General features: G+C 61.5%; 11 protein-coding genes, 1 tRNA gene and 3 rRNA genes. 10 read left to right on the top strand and 5 right to left on the bottom strand.

Annotated features, from left to right (window positions below):
* Positions 1-415: 415 nt before the first annotated feature.
* From FBY31_RS17675 to FBY31_RS17695, 5 genes are all read left to right on the top strand, one after another.
* A 16S ribosomal RNA gene (locus FBY31_RS17675) occupies positions 416-1941 on the top strand.
* Positions 1942-2435: 494 nt separating this feature from the next.
* Positions 2436-5561: ribosomal RNA gene (locus tag FBY31_RS17680) — 23S ribosomal RNA — on the top strand.
* A gap of 228 nt (positions 5562-5789) precedes the next feature.
* Positions 5790-5906: ribosomal RNA gene (gene rrf, locus FBY31_RS17685) — 5S ribosomal RNA — on the top strand.
* The 16S, 23S and 5S rRNA genes sit together here, the layout of an rRNA operon.
* A gap of 205 nt (positions 5907-6111) precedes the next feature.
* Positions 6112-6627, top strand: a complete 516-nt coding sequence (locus FBY31_RS17690) for a hypothetical protein (RefSeq protein WP_142043697.1) — start codon at positions 6112-6114, stop codon at positions 6625-6627.
* A 200-nt stretch (positions 6628-6827) separates the two neighbouring features.
* Positions 6828-8201, top strand: a complete 1374-nt coding sequence (locus FBY31_RS17695) for an FAD-binding oxidoreductase (protein WP_142043699.1) — start codon at positions 6828-6830, stop codon at positions 8199-8201.
* 3 nt (positions 8202-8204) lie between these two features.
* On the opposite strand, the gene FBY31_RS17700 is transcribed toward FBY31_RS17695, so the two are convergent.
* From FBY31_RS17700 to FBY31_RS17715, 4 genes are all read right to left on the bottom strand, one after another.
* The gene (locus FBY31_RS17700; protein ID WP_142043701.1) at positions 8205-9623 is read right to left on the bottom strand and encodes a DUF4032 domain-containing protein; all 1419 of its coding nucleotides are present in this window, start codon (positions 9621-9623) and stop codon (positions 8205-8207) included.
* Positions 9624-9743: 120 nt separating this feature from the next.
* A complete protein-coding gene (locus FBY31_RS17705; protein WP_142043703.1) occupies positions 9744-10826 on the bottom strand; it encodes an ABC transporter ATP-binding protein in 1083 nt (360 codons plus the stop codon).
* A 217-nt stretch (positions 10827-11043) separates the two neighbouring features.
* On the bottom strand, positions 11044-11871 hold the full coding sequence (otsB, locus tag FBY31_RS17710) for a trehalose-phosphatase (protein WP_142043705.1): 828 nt from the start codon (positions 11869-11871) through the stop codon (positions 11044-11046).
* Positions 11861-13363 carry an alpha,alpha-trehalose-phosphate synthase (UDP-forming) gene (locus tag FBY31_RS17715; RefSeq protein ID WP_142043707.1) on the bottom strand — a complete coding sequence of 501 codons (1503 nt, stop codon included), beginning with the start codon at positions 13361-13363 and terminating at the stop codon, positions 11861-11863. Before FBY31_RS17715 ends, otsB begins: the two co-directional genes overlap by 11 nt.
* 179 nt (positions 13364-13542) lie before the next feature.
* On the opposite strand from FBY31_RS17715, the gene FBY31_RS17720 reads away from it, so the two are divergent.
* Positions 13543-14430, top strand: coding sequence for a DsbA family protein (locus FBY31_RS17720; RefSeq protein WP_142043710.1), 888 nt, complete (start codon positions 13543-13545; stop codon positions 14428-14430).
* Between the two features lie 170 nt (positions 14431-14600).
* Positions 14601-14674 (top strand) — tRNA-Thr (locus FBY31_RS17725).
* A gap of 31 nt (positions 14675-14705) precedes the next feature.
* On the opposite strand, the gene FBY31_RS17730 is transcribed toward FBY31_RS17725, so the two are convergent.
* Complete coding sequence (locus tag FBY31_RS17730) at positions 14706-16127, bottom strand: FAD-binding oxidoreductase (protein WP_142043712.1); 1422 nt, start codon at positions 16125-16127, stop codon at positions 14706-14708.
* 190 nt (positions 16128-16317) lie between these two features.
* On the opposite strand from FBY31_RS17730, the gene FBY31_RS17735 reads away from it, so the two are divergent.
* The 3 genes from FBY31_RS17735 (at position 16318) to FBY31_RS17745 (ending at position 17737) form a co-directional block, all read left to right on the top strand.
* Positions 16318-16521, top strand: coding sequence for a hypothetical protein (locus FBY31_RS17735; RefSeq protein WP_142043714.1), 204 nt, complete (start codon positions 16318-16320; stop codon positions 16519-16521).
* Between the two features lie 92 nt (positions 16522-16613).
* Positions 16614-16916, top strand: a complete 303-nt coding sequence (locus tag FBY31_RS17740; protein ID WP_142043716.1) for a DUF4193 domain-containing protein — start codon at positions 16614-16616, stop codon at positions 16914-16916.
* Positions 16917-17188: 272 nt separating this feature from the next.
* A complete protein-coding gene (locus FBY31_RS17745) occupies positions 17189-17737 on the top strand; it encodes an AMIN-like domain-containing (lipo)protein (RefSeq protein ID WP_142043718.1) in 549 nt (182 codons plus the stop codon).
* Positions 17738-17749: the final 12 nt, after the last annotated feature.

Genomic DNA, 17749 nt, shown 5'->3' on the forward strand with positions numbered 1-17749 from the left:
TGGCCGGACCACCTCTGCTGCGGGGGTTGCCTGCAGGCCCGGTTGGCTATCCAGGAAGAGTGGTGGTAGAGTTTATTTCCGCGCTGCTCCACGGATTCAGCCGGAAAAACCGACACTCAAGCCTCAAGGTGATGAGGGTCGCGGACGCCGGTTTGACAAGTGAGAAGCCAGCGGGTAAGTTTGAAAAGTTGCTCCGGAGCGATCCTGAACGTTGGTTTGGGTGGTGCCGGGTGTGTCTGTTGTTTGAGAACTCAATAGTGTGCCAAGTTTGTTGATACCAATTGTTTTATTGATTGGTTGTTTTGGCTGGATCCTTCCGCCCCTGTGGTGGGGTCTGGTTTTTACAGCTGGTTTCAAATTTTGTGCAGCTTTTTGGTCCCGTTTTCCCGGGGCTGGGGGTTGTGTCTGTTTTACTTCAACGGAGAGTTTGATCCTGGCTCAGGATGAACGCTGGCGGCGTGCTTAACACATGCAAGTCGAACGATGATCCGGTGCTTGCACCGGGGATTAGTGGCGAACGGGTGAGTAACACGTGAGTAACCTGCCCTTAACTCTGGGATAAGCCTGGGAAACTGGGTCTAATACCGGATATGACTGACTGCCGCATGGTGGTTGGTGGAAAGCTTTATTGTGGTTTTGGATGGACTCGCGGCCTATCAGCTTGTTGGTGAGGTAATGGCTCACCAAGGCGACGACGGGTAGCCGGCCTGAGAGGGTGACCGGCCACACTGGGACTGAGACACGGCCCAGACTCCTACGGGAGGCAGCAGTGGGGAATATTGCACAATGGGCGCAAGCCTGATGCAGCGACGCCGCGTGAGGGATGACGGCCTTCGGGTTGTAAACCTCTTTCAGTAGGGAAGAAGCGAAAGTGACGGTACCTGCAGAAGAAGCGCCGGCTAACTACGTGCCAGCAGCCGCGGTAATACGTAGGGCGCAAGCGTTATCCGGAATTATTGGGCGTAAAGAGCTCGTAGGCGGTTTGTCGCGTCTGCCGTGAAAGTCCGGGGCTCAACTCCGGATCTGCGGTGGGTACGGGCAGACTAGAGTGATGTAGGGGAGACTGGAATTCCTGGTGTAGCGGTGAAATGCGCAGATATCAGGAGGAACACCGATGGCGAAGGCAGGTCTCTGGGCATTAACTGACGCTGAGGAGCGAAAGCATGGGGAGCGAACAGGATTAGATACCCTGGTAGTCCATGCCGTAAACGTTGGGCACTAGGTGTGGGGGACATTCCACGTTTTCCGCGCCGTAGCTAACGCATTAAGTGCCCCGCCTGGGGAGTACGGCCGCAAGGCTAAAACTCAAAGGAATTGACGGGGGCCCGCACAAGCGGCGGAGCATGCGGATTAATTCGATGCAACGCGAAGAACCTTACCAAGGCTTGACATGAACCGGTAAGACCTGGAAACAGGTCCCCCGCTTGCGGTCGGTTTACAGGTGGTGCATGGTTGTCGTCAGCTCGTGTCGTGAGATGTTGGGTTAAGTCCCGCAACGAGCGCAACCCTCGTTCTATGTTGCCAGCACGTGATGGTGGGGACTCATAGGAGACTGCCGGGGTCAACTCGGAGGAAGGTGGGGACGACGTCAAATCATCATGCCCCTTATGTCTTGGGCTTCACGCATGCTACAATGGCCGGTACAAAGGGTTGCGATACTGTGAGGTGGAGCTAATCCCAAAAAGCCGGTCTCAGTTCGGATTGGGGTCTGCAACTCGACCCCATGAAGTCGGAGTCGCTAGTAATCGCAGATCAGCAACGCTGCGGTGAATACGTTCCCGGGCCTTGTACACACCGCCCGTCAAGTCACGAAAGTTGGTAACACCCGAAGCCGGTGGCCTAACCCCTTGTGGGAGGGAGCTGTCGAAGGTGGGACTGGCGATTGGGACTAAGTCGTAACAAGGTAGCCGTACCGGAAGGTGCGGCTGGATCACCTCCTTTCTAAGGAGCACCTACAAGCCACCGTTTCCATGTATGTGGGGGCGTGGGGTTTGTCAGGAGTAAAGGCCCGTTGCGCAGACGATTGTTCTGCGGCGGGTGCTCAAGGGTGGAATATCAACAAATAGCGGCTGCTTGTGTTTCTTTCTTGTCTAGTACGGATGCTTTGGTGTCCTGGAACGGCGGGGTTGGGGTGTGGGTGGTTTAGTGTTTGGCACACTGTTGGGTCCTGAGGCAACAGGACCGGTGGGGGCGCTGTGGCTTTTGGCTGCGGTGCTTTTTGCCGGGTTTGTTTGTTTCTGGTTTCCTGGCTGCACCGATCATGCATGTAGATGTGTGGGGTGTGTGGTTTGGGGTTGTTGTTTGAGAACTACATAGTGGACGCGAGCATCTTTTATAAGAAGCAATTTCCAAGAATATGAACCTGGATCTGGCTGCAGCCTTTGGTTGTGGTTGGTTTTCATGGTTCTCTCGAAAATTACTGATTGATCTTTTGTGGTCAAGTTTTTAAGAGCACACGGTGGATGCCTTGGCATTAGGAGCCGAAGAAGGACGTAGGAATCTGCGATAAGCCTGGGGGAGTCGATAACCGGACTGTGATCCCAGGGTGTCCGAATGGGGAAACCCCGCCAGGGGCGCGAGCTGCCTGGTGACCCGCATCTGAACACATAGGGTGCGTGGAGGGAACGCGGGGAAGTGAAACATCTCAGTACCCGCAGGAAGAGAAAACAATAGTGATTCCGTTAGTAGTGGCGAGCGAACGCGGATCAGGCTAAACCGTTCCATGTGTGATAGCCGGCGGGCGTTGCATGGTCGGGGTTGTGGGACTTTCCGTTTCAGTTCTGCCGGACTGGAAGGGTGTGATGTGCAGGCATAGGTGAACGGTCTTGAAAGGCCGGCCAGAGAGGGTGTGAGCCCCGTAACCGTAATGTTGTGTACCGCCCGGATGAGTATCCCAAGTAGCACGGGGCCCGAGAAATCCCGTGTGAATCTGTCAGGACCACCTGATAAGCCTAAATACTCCCTAATGACCGATAGCGGACCAGTACCGTGAGGGAAAGGTGAAAAGTACCCCGGGAGGGGAGTGAAACAGTACCTGAAACCGTGTGCTTACAATCCGTCGGAGCAGCCTTGTAGTTGTGACGGCGTGCCTTTTGAAGAATGAGCCTGCGAGTTAGTGTTACGTCGCGAGGTTAACCCGTGTGGGGAAGCCGTAGCGAAAGCGAGTCTGAATAGGGCGTTGCAGTGGCGTGATCTAGACCCGAAGCGAAGTGATCTACCCATGGCCAGGTTGAAGCGACGGTAAGACGTCGTGGAGGACCGAACCCACTTCAGTTGAAAATGGAGGGGATGAGCTGTGGGTAGGGGTGAAAGGCCAATCAAACTTCGTGATAGCTGGTTCTCCCCGAAATGCATTTAGGTGCAGCGTTGCGTGTTTCTTGCTGGAGGTAGAGCTACTGGATGGCTAATGGGCCCTACAAGGTTACTGACGTCAGCCAAACTCCGAATGCCGGTAAGTGAGAGCGCAGCAGTGAGACTGTGGGGGATAAGCTTCATAGTCGAGAGGGAAACAGCCCAGACCACCAACTAAGGCCCCTAAGCGTGTGCTAAGTGGGAAAGGATGTGGAGTTGCTCAGACAACCAGGAGGTTGGCTTAGAAGCAGCCATCCTTAAAAGAGTGCGTAATAGCTCACTGGTCAAGTGATTCCGCGCCGACAATGTAGCGGGGCTCAAGTACACCGCCGAAGTTGTGGCATTCAGATTTTTGCTAAGCCCTTGTGGTTCAGGCGTCTGGATGGGTAGGGGAGCGTCGTGTGGGCGGTGAAGTCGCGGTGTAAACCAGCGGTGGAGCCTACACGAGTGAGAATGCAGGCATGAGTAGCGAAAGACGGGTGAGAAACCCGTCCGCCGAATGATCAAGGGTTCCAGGGTCAAGCTAATCTGCCCTGGGTAAGTCGGGACCTAAGGCGAGGCCGACAGGCGTAGTCGATGGACAACGGGTTGATATTCCCGTACCGGCGAAAAACCGCCCATGCTGAACAGGGGATACTAACTGCCCGAAACCTGCCCGACACCCCTTGTGGGTGAAGGGTTTTGGTGGAGCGCAGGACCTGATCCTGGGAGGCAAGCGTATTAACAGGTGTGACGCAGGAAGGTAGCCAAGCCGGGCGATGGTTGTCCCGGTCTAAGGATGTAGGGCGAACGGTAGGCAAATCCGCTGTTCATGATGCCTGAGATCTGATGGGACCCCCGTTTGGGGGGATTTGGTGATCCTATGCTGCCGAGAAAAGCATCGACGCGAGGTTTTAGCCGCCCGTACCCCAAACCGACACAGGTGATCAGGTAGAGAATACTAAGGCGATCGAGAGAATTATGGTTAAGGAACTCGGCAAAATGCCCCCGTAACTTCGGGAGAAGGGGGGCCCCAACCTTGATGGACACTAGCTGTCCGGAGGGGATCGGGGCCGCAGAGACCAGGGGGAAGCGACTGTTTACTAAAAACACAGGTCCGTGCGAAGTCGCAAGACGATGTATACGGACTGACTCCTGCCCGGTGCTGGAAGGTTAAGAGGACCGGTTAGCCTCACGGCGAAGCTGAGAATTTAAGCCCCAGTAAACGGCGGTGGTAACTATAACCATCCTAAGGTAGCGAAATTCCTTGTCGGGTAAGTTCCGACCTGCACGAATGGAGTAACGACTTCCCCGCTGTCTCAACCATAAACTCGGCGAAATTGCAGTACGAGTAAAGATGCTCGTTACGCGCAGCAGGACGGAAAGACCCCGAGACCTTTACTATAGTTTGGTATTGGTGTTCGGAGTGGCTTGTGTAGGATAGGTGGGAGACGTTGAAGCCCGGACGCCAGTTCGGGTGGAGTCATCGTTGAAATACCACTCTGGTCACTTTGGACATCTAACTTCGGCCCGTAATCCGGGTCAGGGACAGTGCCTGATGGGTAGTTTAACTGGGGCGGTTGCCTCCTAAAAAGTAACGGAGGCGCCCAAAGGTTCCCTCAGCCTGGTTGGCAATCAGGTGTCGAGTGTAAGTGCACAAGGGAGCTTGACTGTGAGAGAGACATCTCGAGCAGGGACGAAAGTCGGGACTAGTGATCCGGCGGTACATTGTGGAATGGCCGTCGCTCAACGGATAAAAGGTACCTCGGGGATAACAGGCTGATCTTGCCCAAGAGTCCATATCGACGGCATGGTTTGGCACCTCGATGTCGGCTCGTCGCATCCTGGGGCTGGAGTAGGTCCCAAGGGTTGGGCTGTTCGCCCATTAAAGCGGTACGCGAGCTGGGTTTAGAACGTCGTGAGACAGTTCGGTCCCTATCCGCTGCGCGCGCAGGAAATTTGAGAAGGGCTGTCCTTAGTACGAGAGGACCGGGACGGACGAACCTCTGGTGTGTCAGTTGTACTGCCAAGTGCACCGCTGATTAGCTACGTTCGGATGGGATAACCGCTGAAAGCATCTAAGCGGGAAGCTCGCTTCGAGATGAGATTTCCATACACCTTGTGTGTGAGAGGCCCCCAGCCAGACCACTGGGTTGATAGGCCGGATGTGGAAGCGAGGACTAACGACTCGTGAAGCTGACCGGTACTAATAGGCCGATAACTTACACCACACACCATTGGCGTGAACGGATTCAAAAGACGTTCACACCAGCCGATGGTAAAAAGAAACAAGACTGCTTGCGTCCACTATGTGGTTCCCAAACAACAAACCAAACCTGGTTTCGTTGCTACGGGAACATAATTGAATAACAACACCACCACTGCATTCATTGCAGAACATGTTGTAACCACAGTTTTCCCACACCACCCCGCACGGGGTGCGTGGCGGGTACAAGGGTTACGGCGGTCATAGCGTGGGGGAAACGCCCGGTCCCATTCCGAACCCGGAAGCTAAGACCCACAGCGCCGATGGTACTGCACCCGGGAGGGTGTGGGAGAGTAGGTCACCGCCGGACATAAATTACAAGAGCAGGGCCCTGACAAACGACGTCAGGGCCCTCTCTGCTTTAACCCCCCAAAACACCCGGCCCGGACCCGCCAACAACGCGGCTCCGAGGCCTCCGCGCCTCTCCTGGGTGCGCCATCAGCTACGGTCCCCAAACCAGCGGTGACACGACCACAACTGATAGCGCGACACCCCGGCGGGTAGAGTTGGGCACCATGAACAGCCTCTTCAGCCACGGTACCGAGCCTTTTGGCAGCGACGATCAATCGCCCGCCGGCCTCCTTGAACCGGTGGTCAACACAGTCATCGTGCCCGGGAGCGTGGCCCACGCCTTCGCCGGGTTTACCGACCATACGCACCTCTGGTGGCCCTTGGAATCATTTGGCACCTACGGCGCCGGTTCCTATGTTGAGTTCGAGGAGAACCTCATCCTGGAGACGGCGGACGACGGCCGGACCAGTATCTGGGGAACTCTTGATGACTGGCAGCCGCCCTTGTCCTTCCACGCAACGTGGCACCCGGGCTCCACTGCGCTCTGGTCCACAGAACTGCTGGTGGCCTTCCGCGCGGTAGGCGAGGGCACGGAGGTGCGTGTATTCCACGAAGGCTGGGAAGGAGCCGAGGACCCCCGTGCGGAGCGCGAACGGTACGTGGAGGCGTGGCCGGACATTCTTGCCCGGTATGCCCGCTTTATGGGCTCCGCGGACGTGAGCGGGCGTCAGGGCCGCTGACGGTCGCCGTCGGCCGGGGGTCAAGACTGCGTCCGAGCTTGGTTGAGCTGCCGGTTTAAAGGAAACGCTTCCACTATTGCTTCAACACCCATTCGCGCCTGAATTTGTGTTTCTGCTGGTCAATACTGGAGGCGCCTGTGAATGTTCCGGGCGCCCGCCCCTAGACTGATGGAAAACGTGCGAGGGCGGATGGAGGCTTTGTGGGAAGCGTGGCAGTTGAGGAGCTGGAGACTATCCTGGCGGCTGGCCAGGTGGATCGGGAAGAGACAACGCTTCGCCGGTATGCAGTGGACCAGGCACCCGTCCTCGATTACCAACTCCCCTTGGCGGTGGTTTTCCCGGAGTCGGTGGAAGACGTTCAGGCAGTGGTGCGCACTTGCGCCGCCGGCAAGGTGACGATTGTGCCACGCGGAGCGGGAACGGGAGTGTCCGGCGGGGCCCACGCCACCAAAGACTGCATCATCGTGTCCCTCGAGCGGATGGACCGGATTCTGGCACTGAGCCCGGATGATGAAACAGCAGTGGTGGAGCCGGGTGTCATCAACGCCGTGCTCAATGAGGCTGCAGCGGCACATGGACTGATGTATGCGCCGGACCCCGCCAGCTTCCGCAGCTCCACCATCGGCGGAAACGTAGCAACGAACGCTGGCGGGCTGCGGTGTGCCAAGTACGGCGTCACCCGGGACTCGGTCCTTGCGCTGGACGTTGTCCTGGCGGACGGCTCGCTCCTGCACACCGGCCACCAGACGTTCAAGGGCGTGGCCGGTTACGACCTGACCGGGCTTTTTGTTGGATCGGAAGGAACCCTGGGCATCGTGGTGGGGGTGACGGTGCGCCTCAAATACCTCCCGCGGGAAGTGCACACCATCGCCGCCTTCTACCCGGACTTCCGCGAGGCCGCGGCCGGCGTGCTGGCCGTGGGCAGGGCACGGGTCCAGCCCGCCATCATGGAACTGCTCGACGGCGGAACGCTGGCCCAGCTGGACGACATCCACGGCTCGGACCTCACTGCCCGCGGCAGCTCCCTGCTGCTGATCCAGACCGACGGCTTCGGCGCCGCCGCCGAGGCCCGGATGGTCCGGGATGTCCTGGCGGCCGGCGGAGCCACCGTCACCACTGAGGCCAACGCCGAAGCGGAACGGCTCGTCGAGCTAAGGCGCCACAGCCGGGGCGTGGAAGTGGACGACGAGTACCGGGTGGGGGAGGATGTCGCCGTTCCCCGCTCGCGCCTGGTGGACTACGTAGCCGCCCTGGAGGCCATGGCCGTGAAGCACAACGTGCACCTCAAAGTGGTGGCGCATGCGGGCGACGGCAACCTGCACCCCACCTTCTGGATCGACCGCAAAGGCAACGCGGTGGACGGCGAGGCGCTGGAGCGGCTCCATCACGTGCTTGATGAGTCCATTACGGCCGCCCTGGCCATGGGTGGCACCATCACGGGGGAACACGGCGTGGGGCAGTACAAACTGCGGTGGCTGGGCCAGGAACAGCCGGAGCCGCTGCGGGATCTCCAGCGCCGGATCAAGGAACTGTTCGATCCGGCAGGCATCCTGAACCCCGGAAAGGCGATCTAGCGGTTAGTCGTCCAGGTCCGGGTATTCATCGATGGACTCGTCGGCGCCGTACCGGGACTCTTCCGTCTCCACCTCGAGGATCTTCAGCAGCCCGGTGGGCGGGTCCAGCATGATGGCCGCCTCATCCCGGCGGTGCCGCAGGATGGAGTCGATATAGGACTGCACGGCTTCGGCGAGGGGGATGTGCCGCTCCTGCTTCTCGGACATGTACCAGCGGTGCTCCAGGACCTCGTGCACCACTTCCGCGGGCTCCAGCTTGCCGGACAGGTCGCGCGGAATGGACCTGACAATAGGTTCGAAGACTTGGCTGACCCACAGGTGGGCACTGTATTCCTCGTCCATGTCCGGGTTGTTGTCCGCCCGGAAGGAGTCCATATCGTTGAGCAGGCGGCGCGCCTGGTTCTCCTGGGCGTCCAGGCCGGTCAGCCGCAGCAGGCGCCGCATGTGGTGCCCGGCGTCCACCACCTTGGGCTGGAGCTGGATGGTGGCCCCGTTCTGGGTGGTCTTGATGGCATACTCCTCGACGTCGAAGCCGAGTTCGTTGAGCCGCCGGATACGGGCCCCCACCCGCCAGCGTTCGCCGAGTTCGAAGGACTCCTTCTCCGTCAATTCTGTCCAGAGGCGCCGGTAGCTCTCCATGATGAGTTCGCTGGTGGCCACGGGATCCACCTTTTCCTCGATCAGCCCGCCGTCCAGCAGGTCCATCAGCTCGCCGGCGATGTTCACGCGTGCAATTTCCAGGTCGTACTCGCGCTGGCCGGTGGAAAGGTCCGGATACAGCTCGCCGGTTTCGGCGTCCACGAGATAGGCGGCAAAGGCGCCGGCGTCACGGCGGAACAGGGTGTTGGACAAGGATACGTCGCCCCAGTAGAAGCCGATCAGGTGCAGCCGCACCAGCAGCAGCGCCTGCGCGTCGATGAGCCTGGTGAGCGTGTCCTTGCGGAGCATCTGGGAGAAAAGGGCCCGGTACGGCATGGAGAACTTCAAGTGCCGGGTGACCAGCACGGGGTTTAGCGGCTTTCCGTCCAAGGTGGTGCGGCCGGTGATGACCGCAACCGGCTCCACGCACGGAACGTCCAGCCGGGCCAGTTTGCGGAGCATGTGGTATTCATGCCGGGCGACGTGCTCTGAGGTTTCCTTGATGGCGATCACTGACCCGCCCAGGTGGGCGAAGCGCACGATGTGCCGGGAGATGCCGCGGGGGAGGGCGGCCAGGTTCTCTGCCGGCCAGTCCTCCAGAGCGATGTGCCAGGGCAGGTCAAGCAGCTCGGGGTCGGCCGCTGCTGCCGTGATGTTCAGGGAGCTCGCGACCGAAGCGAGCTTGCCGTCGTCGGCGCTTGCGGCCACAAACCGCGGCAGTTTGCCCACCTGCGCATAGTCGGTGGGTTCATCGTGCCACTGGGCGCTGTATTCCTCGGTCATACGTCAATTCTTCCGTAGATAGGCGCGGCCAGCTAATTCTTCTGCGGGCACGGTTAAAGGCCGACGGCGGCCGTCCAGTAAGGAGGCCGCCGTCGGTATTGCTTATGGCTGGGTCCGAAATCAGTCGCCCAGGCGCAGTCCGGTCTTGGTGTCGAACAGGTGCACGTGGCCCGACTGCGGACGCACGTAGATGGACTCGCCCTTCATCGGGGGGCGGCGGCCGTCGACGCGTGCCACGATGTCGTGGTCCTTGCCGTCAAGCGTGGTGTGGCCGTAAACGTAAGCGTCGGCACCCAGCTCTTCGACGACGTCGACCTCTACCTTCAGGCCTTCACCGTGCGGAGCGGTCTCGAGGTCCTCCGGGCGGGAGCCCAGCGTCACGGTGGAGCCGTGTGCCTCTTCGAGGACGGAGCGGGGTACCGGGTAAACGGTGCCGCCGAACTGGACGCCGCCGTCGACAACCGGCAGTTCCAGCAGGTTCATGGCCGGGGAGCCGATGAAGCCGGCTACGAAGACGTTCTTGGGCTTGTCGTACAGGTTGCGGGGGGTGTCAACCTGCATCAGGAGGCCGTCCTTCAGCACGGCAACGCGGTCGCCCATGGTCATGGCCTCGACCTGGTCGTGGGTCACGTAGACCGTGGTGACGCCGAGGCGGCGGGTCAGGGAGGCGATCTGCGTGCGGGTCTGCACGCGGAGCTTGGCGTCCAGGTTGGACAGCGGCTCATCCATGAGGAAGACCTGGGGGTTACGCACGATGGCGCGGCCCATGGCAACACGCTGGCGCTGGCCGCCGGAGAGTGCCTTCGGCTTGCGGTCCAGGTAAGGCTCAAGGTCGAGGAGCTTCGCGGCTTCACGGACGCGCTCGGCGCGCTCTTCCTTGGAAACGCCTGCGATCTTCAGGGCGAAGCCCATGTTGTCGGCCACAGTCATGTGCGGGTACAACGCGTAGTTCTGGAAAACCATCGCGATGTCGCGGTCCTTCGGCGGAACGTCGGTGACATCGCGGTCGCCAATGAGGATCCGGCCTGCGTTGACGTCCTCGAGGCCTGCGAGCATGCGCAGGGAGGTGGACTTACCGCAACCGGAAGGTCCAACGAGGACCAGGAATTCGCCATCGGCGATGTCGATGTTGAGCTTATCGACGGCGGGCTTTTCTGTGCCCGGGTACAGACGCGTAGCGTTATCAAAAGTAACTGTAGCCACAGTTATCAATCCCTTCACCGGCAGGTACGTGCCGGACGATCCGTTGTGAATGGTTCATGTTTGTTCAGTTTTGTGCTGCAGGTGCTCCCCGGCTAAGGCCAGAGAACACCGAGTGACGCCGCACGGTACTTGTGCGCCACATCACAAGGAAGAGTATGTCAGATACTGTTCGGATTGGTGCAAATGTTACGAACGTCACAAGTGAGGTCCGTAACTGTCACCCCTGAGAATCTTCCTCTGCGACAGCCAGGCTCCGTTCCTGGAGGAGCACTTCGAGCATCTCCGCCACATGGACAGGAGCCTCCACCCGGTACTGCGCCTGGGTGAAATCAAGGCCCACCTTGATGCCCACGTCTCCGGGCTCCAGCCGAGCCAGTGCATCCTCGTCCGTGGTGTCATCGCCGGCGAACAGGACGGCGCTGGCACCGCTGATCTGCCTCAGGAAGGTGACGCCCTCGCCCTTGGACGCGTTCACCACAGAGGTTTCCAGGACCCGCTTTCCGTCCTTGAGGAAAACACCTTTGCGGTCCTGCAGCAGCGAGCGGGCGGCGGCCACTGCGTCCTCGGCCACGTCGTCTGCCGCCTGGCGGGTGTGCAGCACCACGCCGGCCGGCTTGTCCTCCAGCAGTGTGCCCGGTGCCTCCGCAACAATGTCGGCGAGGATGCTGCGCACCTCGGCGAGGAGTGCTTTCTGCTCATCGTCCAGCGTCAGCCCCGCTGACCCGGGGCCCAGCCACGCTTCTGCGCCATGGCTGCCGATCAGCAGCGTGTCCACCGGCGGCGAGGCGACCTGGCGCAGGCTGGCGAGGGCGCGTCCGGAGATGAGTGCCGTCGTCGTGCGCGGCAGCACGGCGAGCCCGGCCAGGGCAGTTGCCGCCCGGGGCAGGGGGCGGGCGTCGTCCGCATGCCCCACGATGGGCGCCATGGTTCCGTCAAAGTCCATGGCCACCAGCAGGTGGTCCGTCCGCGCGATGGTCCGGATGGCTTCGCGGAGCTCCGGCGTCAGCGCCAGCTTGCCGTTGCCGGTCCGGCTCTCAGGTGTCATCACGGACCACTTTCTCCTTCAACGCCTGGAGGAAGTCGGCGGACCAGTGGTCCACGTCATGCTCCAGGATCTGCTTCCGCATGGCCCGCATCCGCCGCGACGCATCCCGGGGGGACAACTCGACGGCGCGCATGATCGTATTCTTCAGGCCGTCGATATCGTGCGGGTTTATTAGCAGGGCCTGCTTGAGCTGGTCGGCCGCACCCGCGAACTCGCTGAGCACCAGCGCACCGTCGTTGTTGGTGCGCGCCGTGACATATTCCTTGGCCACCAGGTTCATGCCGTCGCGCAGTGCCGTGACGAGCATGACGTCGGCGGCCAGGTACAGGGCCACCATTTCCTCCACTGGATAGCTGTGGTGCAGGTAGCGGACGGCGGTGTTCTCCAAGGTGTCGTAGGTGCCGTTGATGTGGCCAACGGTGCCCTCCACCTCTTCGCGCAGGAGCCGGTATTGCTCAACGCGCTCCCGGCTGGGGCTGGCTACCTGGATCAGGGTGGCGTCGCCGACGGACAGCTTGCCGTCGGCCAGGAGCTCCTCGAACGCCTTCAGCCGGTGCCGGATGCCCTTGGTGTAGTCCAGGCGGTCCACGCCCAGCAGGATGGTTTTGGGATTTCCGAGGTCCTGGCGGATCTGCCGTGCCCGCTCAATGATTTCCGGCTTGGCAGCCAGCTCGCTGATGTGCTGTACGTCGATGGAAATGGGGAACGCCTGGGCCCTGGCGATGTGGGTGATTTCCCCGTCCTGGCCCTTGACGTGCACCTGCTGCTGCTTGACACTGGCGCCCAGGAAGCGGCGGGCCGAGCGCATGAAGTTGCCGGCGTCGCTGGGCCGCTGGAAACCCACCAGGTCAGCGCCGAGGAGGCCGTCGATGATGGCCTGGCGCCAGGGCAGCTGCGCGAAGATCTCGGGCGGGGGAAAGGGGATGTGGTTAAAGAAACCGATCTTGAGGTCCGGCCGCGCTTCCCGGAGCATCCGCGGCACCAGTTGCAGCTGGTAGTCCTGGATCCATACTGTGGCGCCGTCGTCGGCATGGCGCACCACCGCGTCCGCGAACCTTTTGTTCACCATGCGGTAGGTGTCCCACCAGGTGCGGTGGAATTCCGGCGGGGCGATCACGTCATGGTAGAGCGGCCACAGTGTGGCGTTGGAGAAGCCTTCGTAGTAAAGCTCGACATCGTCCGCGCTGAGCTGGACGGGCACCAGGTCCATGCCGCCGTGGCTGAATGGTTCCACGGTCTCATCGGGCGCGCCGTGCCAGCCCACCCAGGCGCCGTCGGTCTTGGTCATCATGGGTGCCAGCGCCGTCACCAGTCCGCCGGGCGAGCGCCGCCATCCGGAGCCATCATCCCCGTTCTCGCCGGGAGCGACGCGGTCCACGGGCAGTCTGTTCGAGACCACCATGAAGTCGTACTTTGTCTCTGCGCTGTGGCCTGCGCCGGCGGCGCCTGATGCGGCTGCGGCGGCGGGTTTTTCCTGGACGGGTGTTTGCATTGCGGCCCCCTGGGGTTGCTTGTGCCTCTTAGCCAACCCTAACGGGACGGAATCTTCGGTGCTATTCGTCCGTTGGTCAACCCGAAAGAATACTTGAACCAGCAAGCTCTCAGATTTGTCCCCTAAAATGAGGGGGTTGCCACGAACTGGTCCCCGTCGTCGATCGATCCAAGGAACACATGAGCCCCGCAAACGAAGTACGTAAGTCCAAGGCTGAACGCACCGCGGACGCCCGCGAGAAAGCGCGGCTGATCCGTGAAGCGCAGCTGAAAAAGGACAAGCGCAACAAGCTGCTGATTGGATGGGGCATTGTGGCCGCCGTAGTGGCCATCCTGGTGGTGGTGGCGCTGGTGGTGACCACGTCGATGAAGCAGAACACAGAGGTTGCCGAGCAGGGGCCGACGCCGGCCAACGGCAACGTCCACGGCGGCGTCACGCTGCTGGCCAACACCGATGTTGCCAAGCTTGACCCCGCCACCGTTGACGCAGCCGCTGTTGGCGAACCCCCGCAGGCTGCGCCGGCGGAAGTGGTGGCTCCGGGCGCCGAGGCCGAAGCGGGCAAACCGGTAAAGGTTGTCCTCTACATCGACTTCATCTGCCCGGTCTGCAAGAATTTCGAGGCCCAGTACAACGAACAGCTCACCTCCCTGCGCAACGAGGGCAAGATTACGGTGGAATACCGCGCGCTCGGGTTCCTCGACAGCCGCTCCACCACAAACTACTCCTCGCGGGCAGCCAACGCGGCCGCATGCGTGGTGAACGAATCGCCCGAGAAGTACGCGGAGTTTGTGGACGCGCTCTTCGCCAACCAGCCTGCCGAAGGCGGCGCAGGGCTCTCAGACGACAAGCTCAAGAGCATGGCCTCCGACATCGGCGTTGACATCAACAGCTGCGTGGACGACAAGACCTACCGGCCCTACGTGAAGTTCACTACCAAGGAAGCTGCAGCCATCGGAGTCACCGGGACGCCGAGCGTCTTCGTTGAAGGCAAGCAGTGGGGCAAGGGCGACAGCGCCCAGACCCCGTTCCCCGATTTCCTCCAGGCGGCAATCGACGCCAAGGCCTAGGAGTCTTGTCAAGAGCCCGTCTCCGGATCAATTCCGGCGGCGGGCTCTTTCCTTTGGCTTCCCGTGGCCGGCGTTCTCCTGGCCTCGGCCAAGGCCGCCATTTTTACCACCGGGAGGACTTGGGCTAACCTTATCTAGCGCGCCGTTCAGGCGCCCGCCCGCAAGGGCACGCCTCCTTAGCTCAGTTGGCCAGAGCACCGCTCTTGTAAAGCGGGGGTCGTCGGTTCGAATCCGACAGGGGGCTCTATTTTTTTGGGGCCGGCCTCGCTGGCCTGCTAACTGCCAGACGGTGCGATGTTGTGGTTCAGGCGCAGGAGGTTCTGGGGGTCGTAGCGGTCCTTAAGGGCCACGAGGCGCTGATACTTGGCCTGCCCGTACGCGCTGCGTGCGGCGTCCGGCGCCTGCACTCCCAGCTCCGCCCCCAGGAAGTTGACGTATTCGCCCTGCTCCGCGAATGGCTGCATCACTGCGTAGGCCTTGCGGGCGAACGCTGTCAGCCGCTCGTCCTCCGCCGCATCGCGCCAGAATCCGTAAATGTTGAGCCAGTACCGCGCAGACCGGTTCGGGAACGCCGTGGCGTCTTCCGGAACCCGCCCGAACACCCCCTCCAGATGATGGATATCGATGCCTGTTCCCTCCCATGCCAGCTCGGAAGCGAAGCCGAGCACAACATCCACCACCTCCTCGTCCAACCGGGAGAACGAAACGTTCTTCCAGTAGCCGCGTGAACCCTTGGGGAACACGGCGTCCATAGCACTTTGCCAGTCCGGCCACGCAGTCGGTCCCACCTCCTCGCCATCGGGCGGGGCGGCGGCGCGGAGCTGGTCCACGAGGTTGAGGCCGGCCTGGTGGTCCTCGGCAACCCAGACGAATCCAATAGCCATCCAGGGCTCGCCGCCCATGCCGAACTCTGGCGGGAATACCAGGAACGAGATGATGGAGTTCATTTCGTCCGGCAGATCCCGAGCCCACCTATCGAAGGCGAGAAGGGTGTTGCGCCAGTTGTCCGGGCGGTAGAAGAGGTTGCCGCCCAGGGGCGCGGCCGGCAGCGGGAGGGCGCGGAAGGTAAAGGAGGACACAACGCCGAAGTTCCCGCCGCCGCCGCGCACTCCCCAGAACAAGTCCGGGTTCTCCTCCGCGCTCGCGTGCACGTGCTCCCCGGCGGGGGTGACCACATCCACCGCGTCCAGGTTGTCCAGGCTCAACCCTCCGGTCCGGGTCAGCCAGCCCACGCCGCCGCCCAGGGTGAGTCCTGCCACTCCCGTTCCGCTGATGACCCCCAGGGGCACCGCCAGGCCATGCGCTGCGGTGGCCCGGTCCACGTCCCCAAGGGTCGCTCCGGGTTCGACGGCGACAAGCCGGCTTTCGGCGTCGACGCTAACGCCCCGAAGGGCTCCCAGGTCCAGGACCAGGCCGCCGTCGACAGTACCGTGGCCGGCGATGTTGTGCCCGCCGCCGCGGACGGCCAGGGCGAGGCCTGTGCGCCGAGCACTGTCCAGGACGACGTCGATGTCCGATACGCCGCCTGCCCTCGCGATGGCGCGCGGACGCAGATCGACCATGCCGTTCCACACCGCACGGGCTTGCTCATACTGGGGATCCTGCGGCTCGATCAACGATCCCTGCAGCCGCCCACGCAACTCGTGCAAGGACTGCTGGAGCTCAAGTTCGGGGTGGTGTTCATGAACTGTGGCCATCGCTGATACTTCCAGATCAAAGGGCGGAAACAATCCACCGGGAATACCGATGCCTGATCTTAGGAGTGGCCCCTGGAGAGGTCAACAACTTCTTTTTCCAGCAACCGATCCGGGTATTACCCCGGCTGGATTAATATGGCTGAGACCAGGACGAAACGCGCCCACAACAATGGCTGCGTAGCGTCGCGGCATGACAACGCAATTTCCCTCCCGTGTCCGGGCCTGGTTGGCGGATGCCTTCTACTATGAGACTCCCGGGCAGGCGGCCGATGCGATGGCCGATGCCACCCGCTGGGGGTGGCTGCCGGCCCTCAGCGGAGTGGCGGCAGGGGCGGAAGAAGCCCGTGGAAGGCACTCGGAAACCGCGTCACAACCGACCGGCTTGTCTGCTTGAACACACTATTGCGCGGGTGAGGGCATCATGACCTAAACTGCTTCACTGAGGTGCCTGAAACGGCGCAGTGCAGCAACGAAAGTGAACAGGCTATGGCTACCGATTACGATGCTCCACGCAAGCAAGAAGAAGAGTCTCCCGGCGACTCACTCGAGGCCCTCCAGGCTTCCCGCGGTGGCAACGCCCAGACCGCGGTTATCGACGTTGACGAAAACGACACGGCAGAGGGCATCGACCTGCCCGGCGCCGATCTTTCCAACGAGGAACTGACCGTCATCGTTGTTCCCGAGCAGTCAGACGAATTCACATGCTCATCGTGCTTCCTCGTCCGCCACCGCTCGCAGGTGGCCCGCGAGAAGAACGGCATGAAGTACTGCCGCGAGTGCGAAGGCTGAAACTTCGAGGGCAAAACAGCGCCGGCCACCGGCCTCGGGTGACCGGCGCTGTTCCGTCTTTCCGGCGTCGTTATCCGGCATAACGGCCGGGTGCAGAAACGGCACCGGAAGGGTTAAGGACAGCGGGAAACGACCCTTGGATTTACAGGTGCGTGACACGGAACCGGCGTTCCTTACGGTTGCGCGCCGAAGCGGCTACAGCCCTCGTTCCAGGCACCTGGCACTCCTAAGCTTGAGCTATCCAACCGCACCACTCCTATGGATGGCACCTTATGAAAAAGCTCCTCCTCTGGCTCACGGCGCTCCTCGCGGCCGTCGGGCTGGGAATCCTGGCACCGGGGCCCGCCTCGGCAGCCACCTCGTATTGCGGTCTCACATGGGGGTCCCTGCAAAAAACAGCGCCCGCAAACAGCACCGCCTCCGTCACCAACGTCCGGACCGGGCAGCATTACTGCTTCGACCGGATGGTGGTTGACCTCAACGGCCCCGTCGAGGGCTACACGGTCCGGTACGTCCCTGAGATCGTCCAGGACGGCTCCGGCTTTACCGTTCCGGTGCGGGGCAATGCGCGCCTGCAAGTCACCGTGAACGCACCCGCGTATGACAGCAATGGCAACGGCACCTACAACCCGCCGGTGAAGGCTGAACTGTCCAACGTTGCCGGCTACCAGACCTTCCGGCAAGTGGCTTATGCCGGAAGCTTCGAGGGTTACACCAGTATTGGCCTGGGCGTCCGCGCCCGGCTGCCCTTCCGGGTCCTGACACTGGACGGCCCAGGTTCGGGTTCCAGGCTGGTGGTGGACGTGGCCCACTTCTGGTGATGGAAATCCATA

It is taken from the genome of Arthrobacter sp. SLBN-100 (assembly GCF_006715305.1).
GTDB lineage: Bacteria > Actinomycetota > Actinomycetes > Actinomycetales > Micrococcaceae > Arthrobacter.

What these genes read in the sequence shown, in the direction of transcription:
- FBY31_RS17735 (WP_142043714.1), top strand. Translation starts at nt 16,318, where the DNA reads ATGACAACGCAATTTCCCTCCCGTGTCCGGGCCTGGTTGGCGGATGCC.
- FBY31_RS17745 (WP_142043718.1), top strand. Translation starts at nt 17,189, where the DNA reads ATGAAAAAGCTCCTCCTCTGGCTCACGGCGCTCCTCGCGGCCGTCGGG.
- FBY31_RS17730 (WP_142043712.1), bottom strand. Translation starts at nt 16,127, where the DNA reads ATGGCCACAGTTCATGAACACCACCCCGAACTTGAGCTCCAGCAGTCC.
- FBY31_RS17690 (WP_142043697.1), top strand. Translation starts at nt 6,112, where the DNA reads ATGAACAGCCTCTTCAGCCACGGTACCGAGCCTTTTGGCAGCGACGAT.
- FBY31_RS17740 (WP_142043716.1), top strand. Translation starts at nt 16,614, where the DNA reads ATGGCTACCGATTACGATGCTCCACGCAAGCAAGAAGAAGAGTCTCCC.
- otsB (WP_142043705.1), bottom strand. Translation starts at nt 11,871, where the DNA reads ATGACACCTGAGAGCCGGACCGGCAACGGCAAGCTGGCGCTGACGCCG.
- FBY31_RS17715 (WP_142043707.1), bottom strand. Translation starts at nt 13,363, where the DNA reads ATGCAAACACCCGTCCAGGAAAAACCCGCCGCCGCAGCCGCATCAGGC.
- FBY31_RS17700 (WP_142043701.1), bottom strand. Translation starts at nt 9,623, where the DNA reads ATGACCGAGGAATACAGCGCCCAGTGGCACGATGAACCCACCGACTAT.
- FBY31_RS17720 (WP_142043710.1), top strand. Translation starts at nt 13,543, where the DNA reads ATGAGCCCCGCAAACGAAGTACGTAAGTCCAAGGCTGAACGCACCGCG.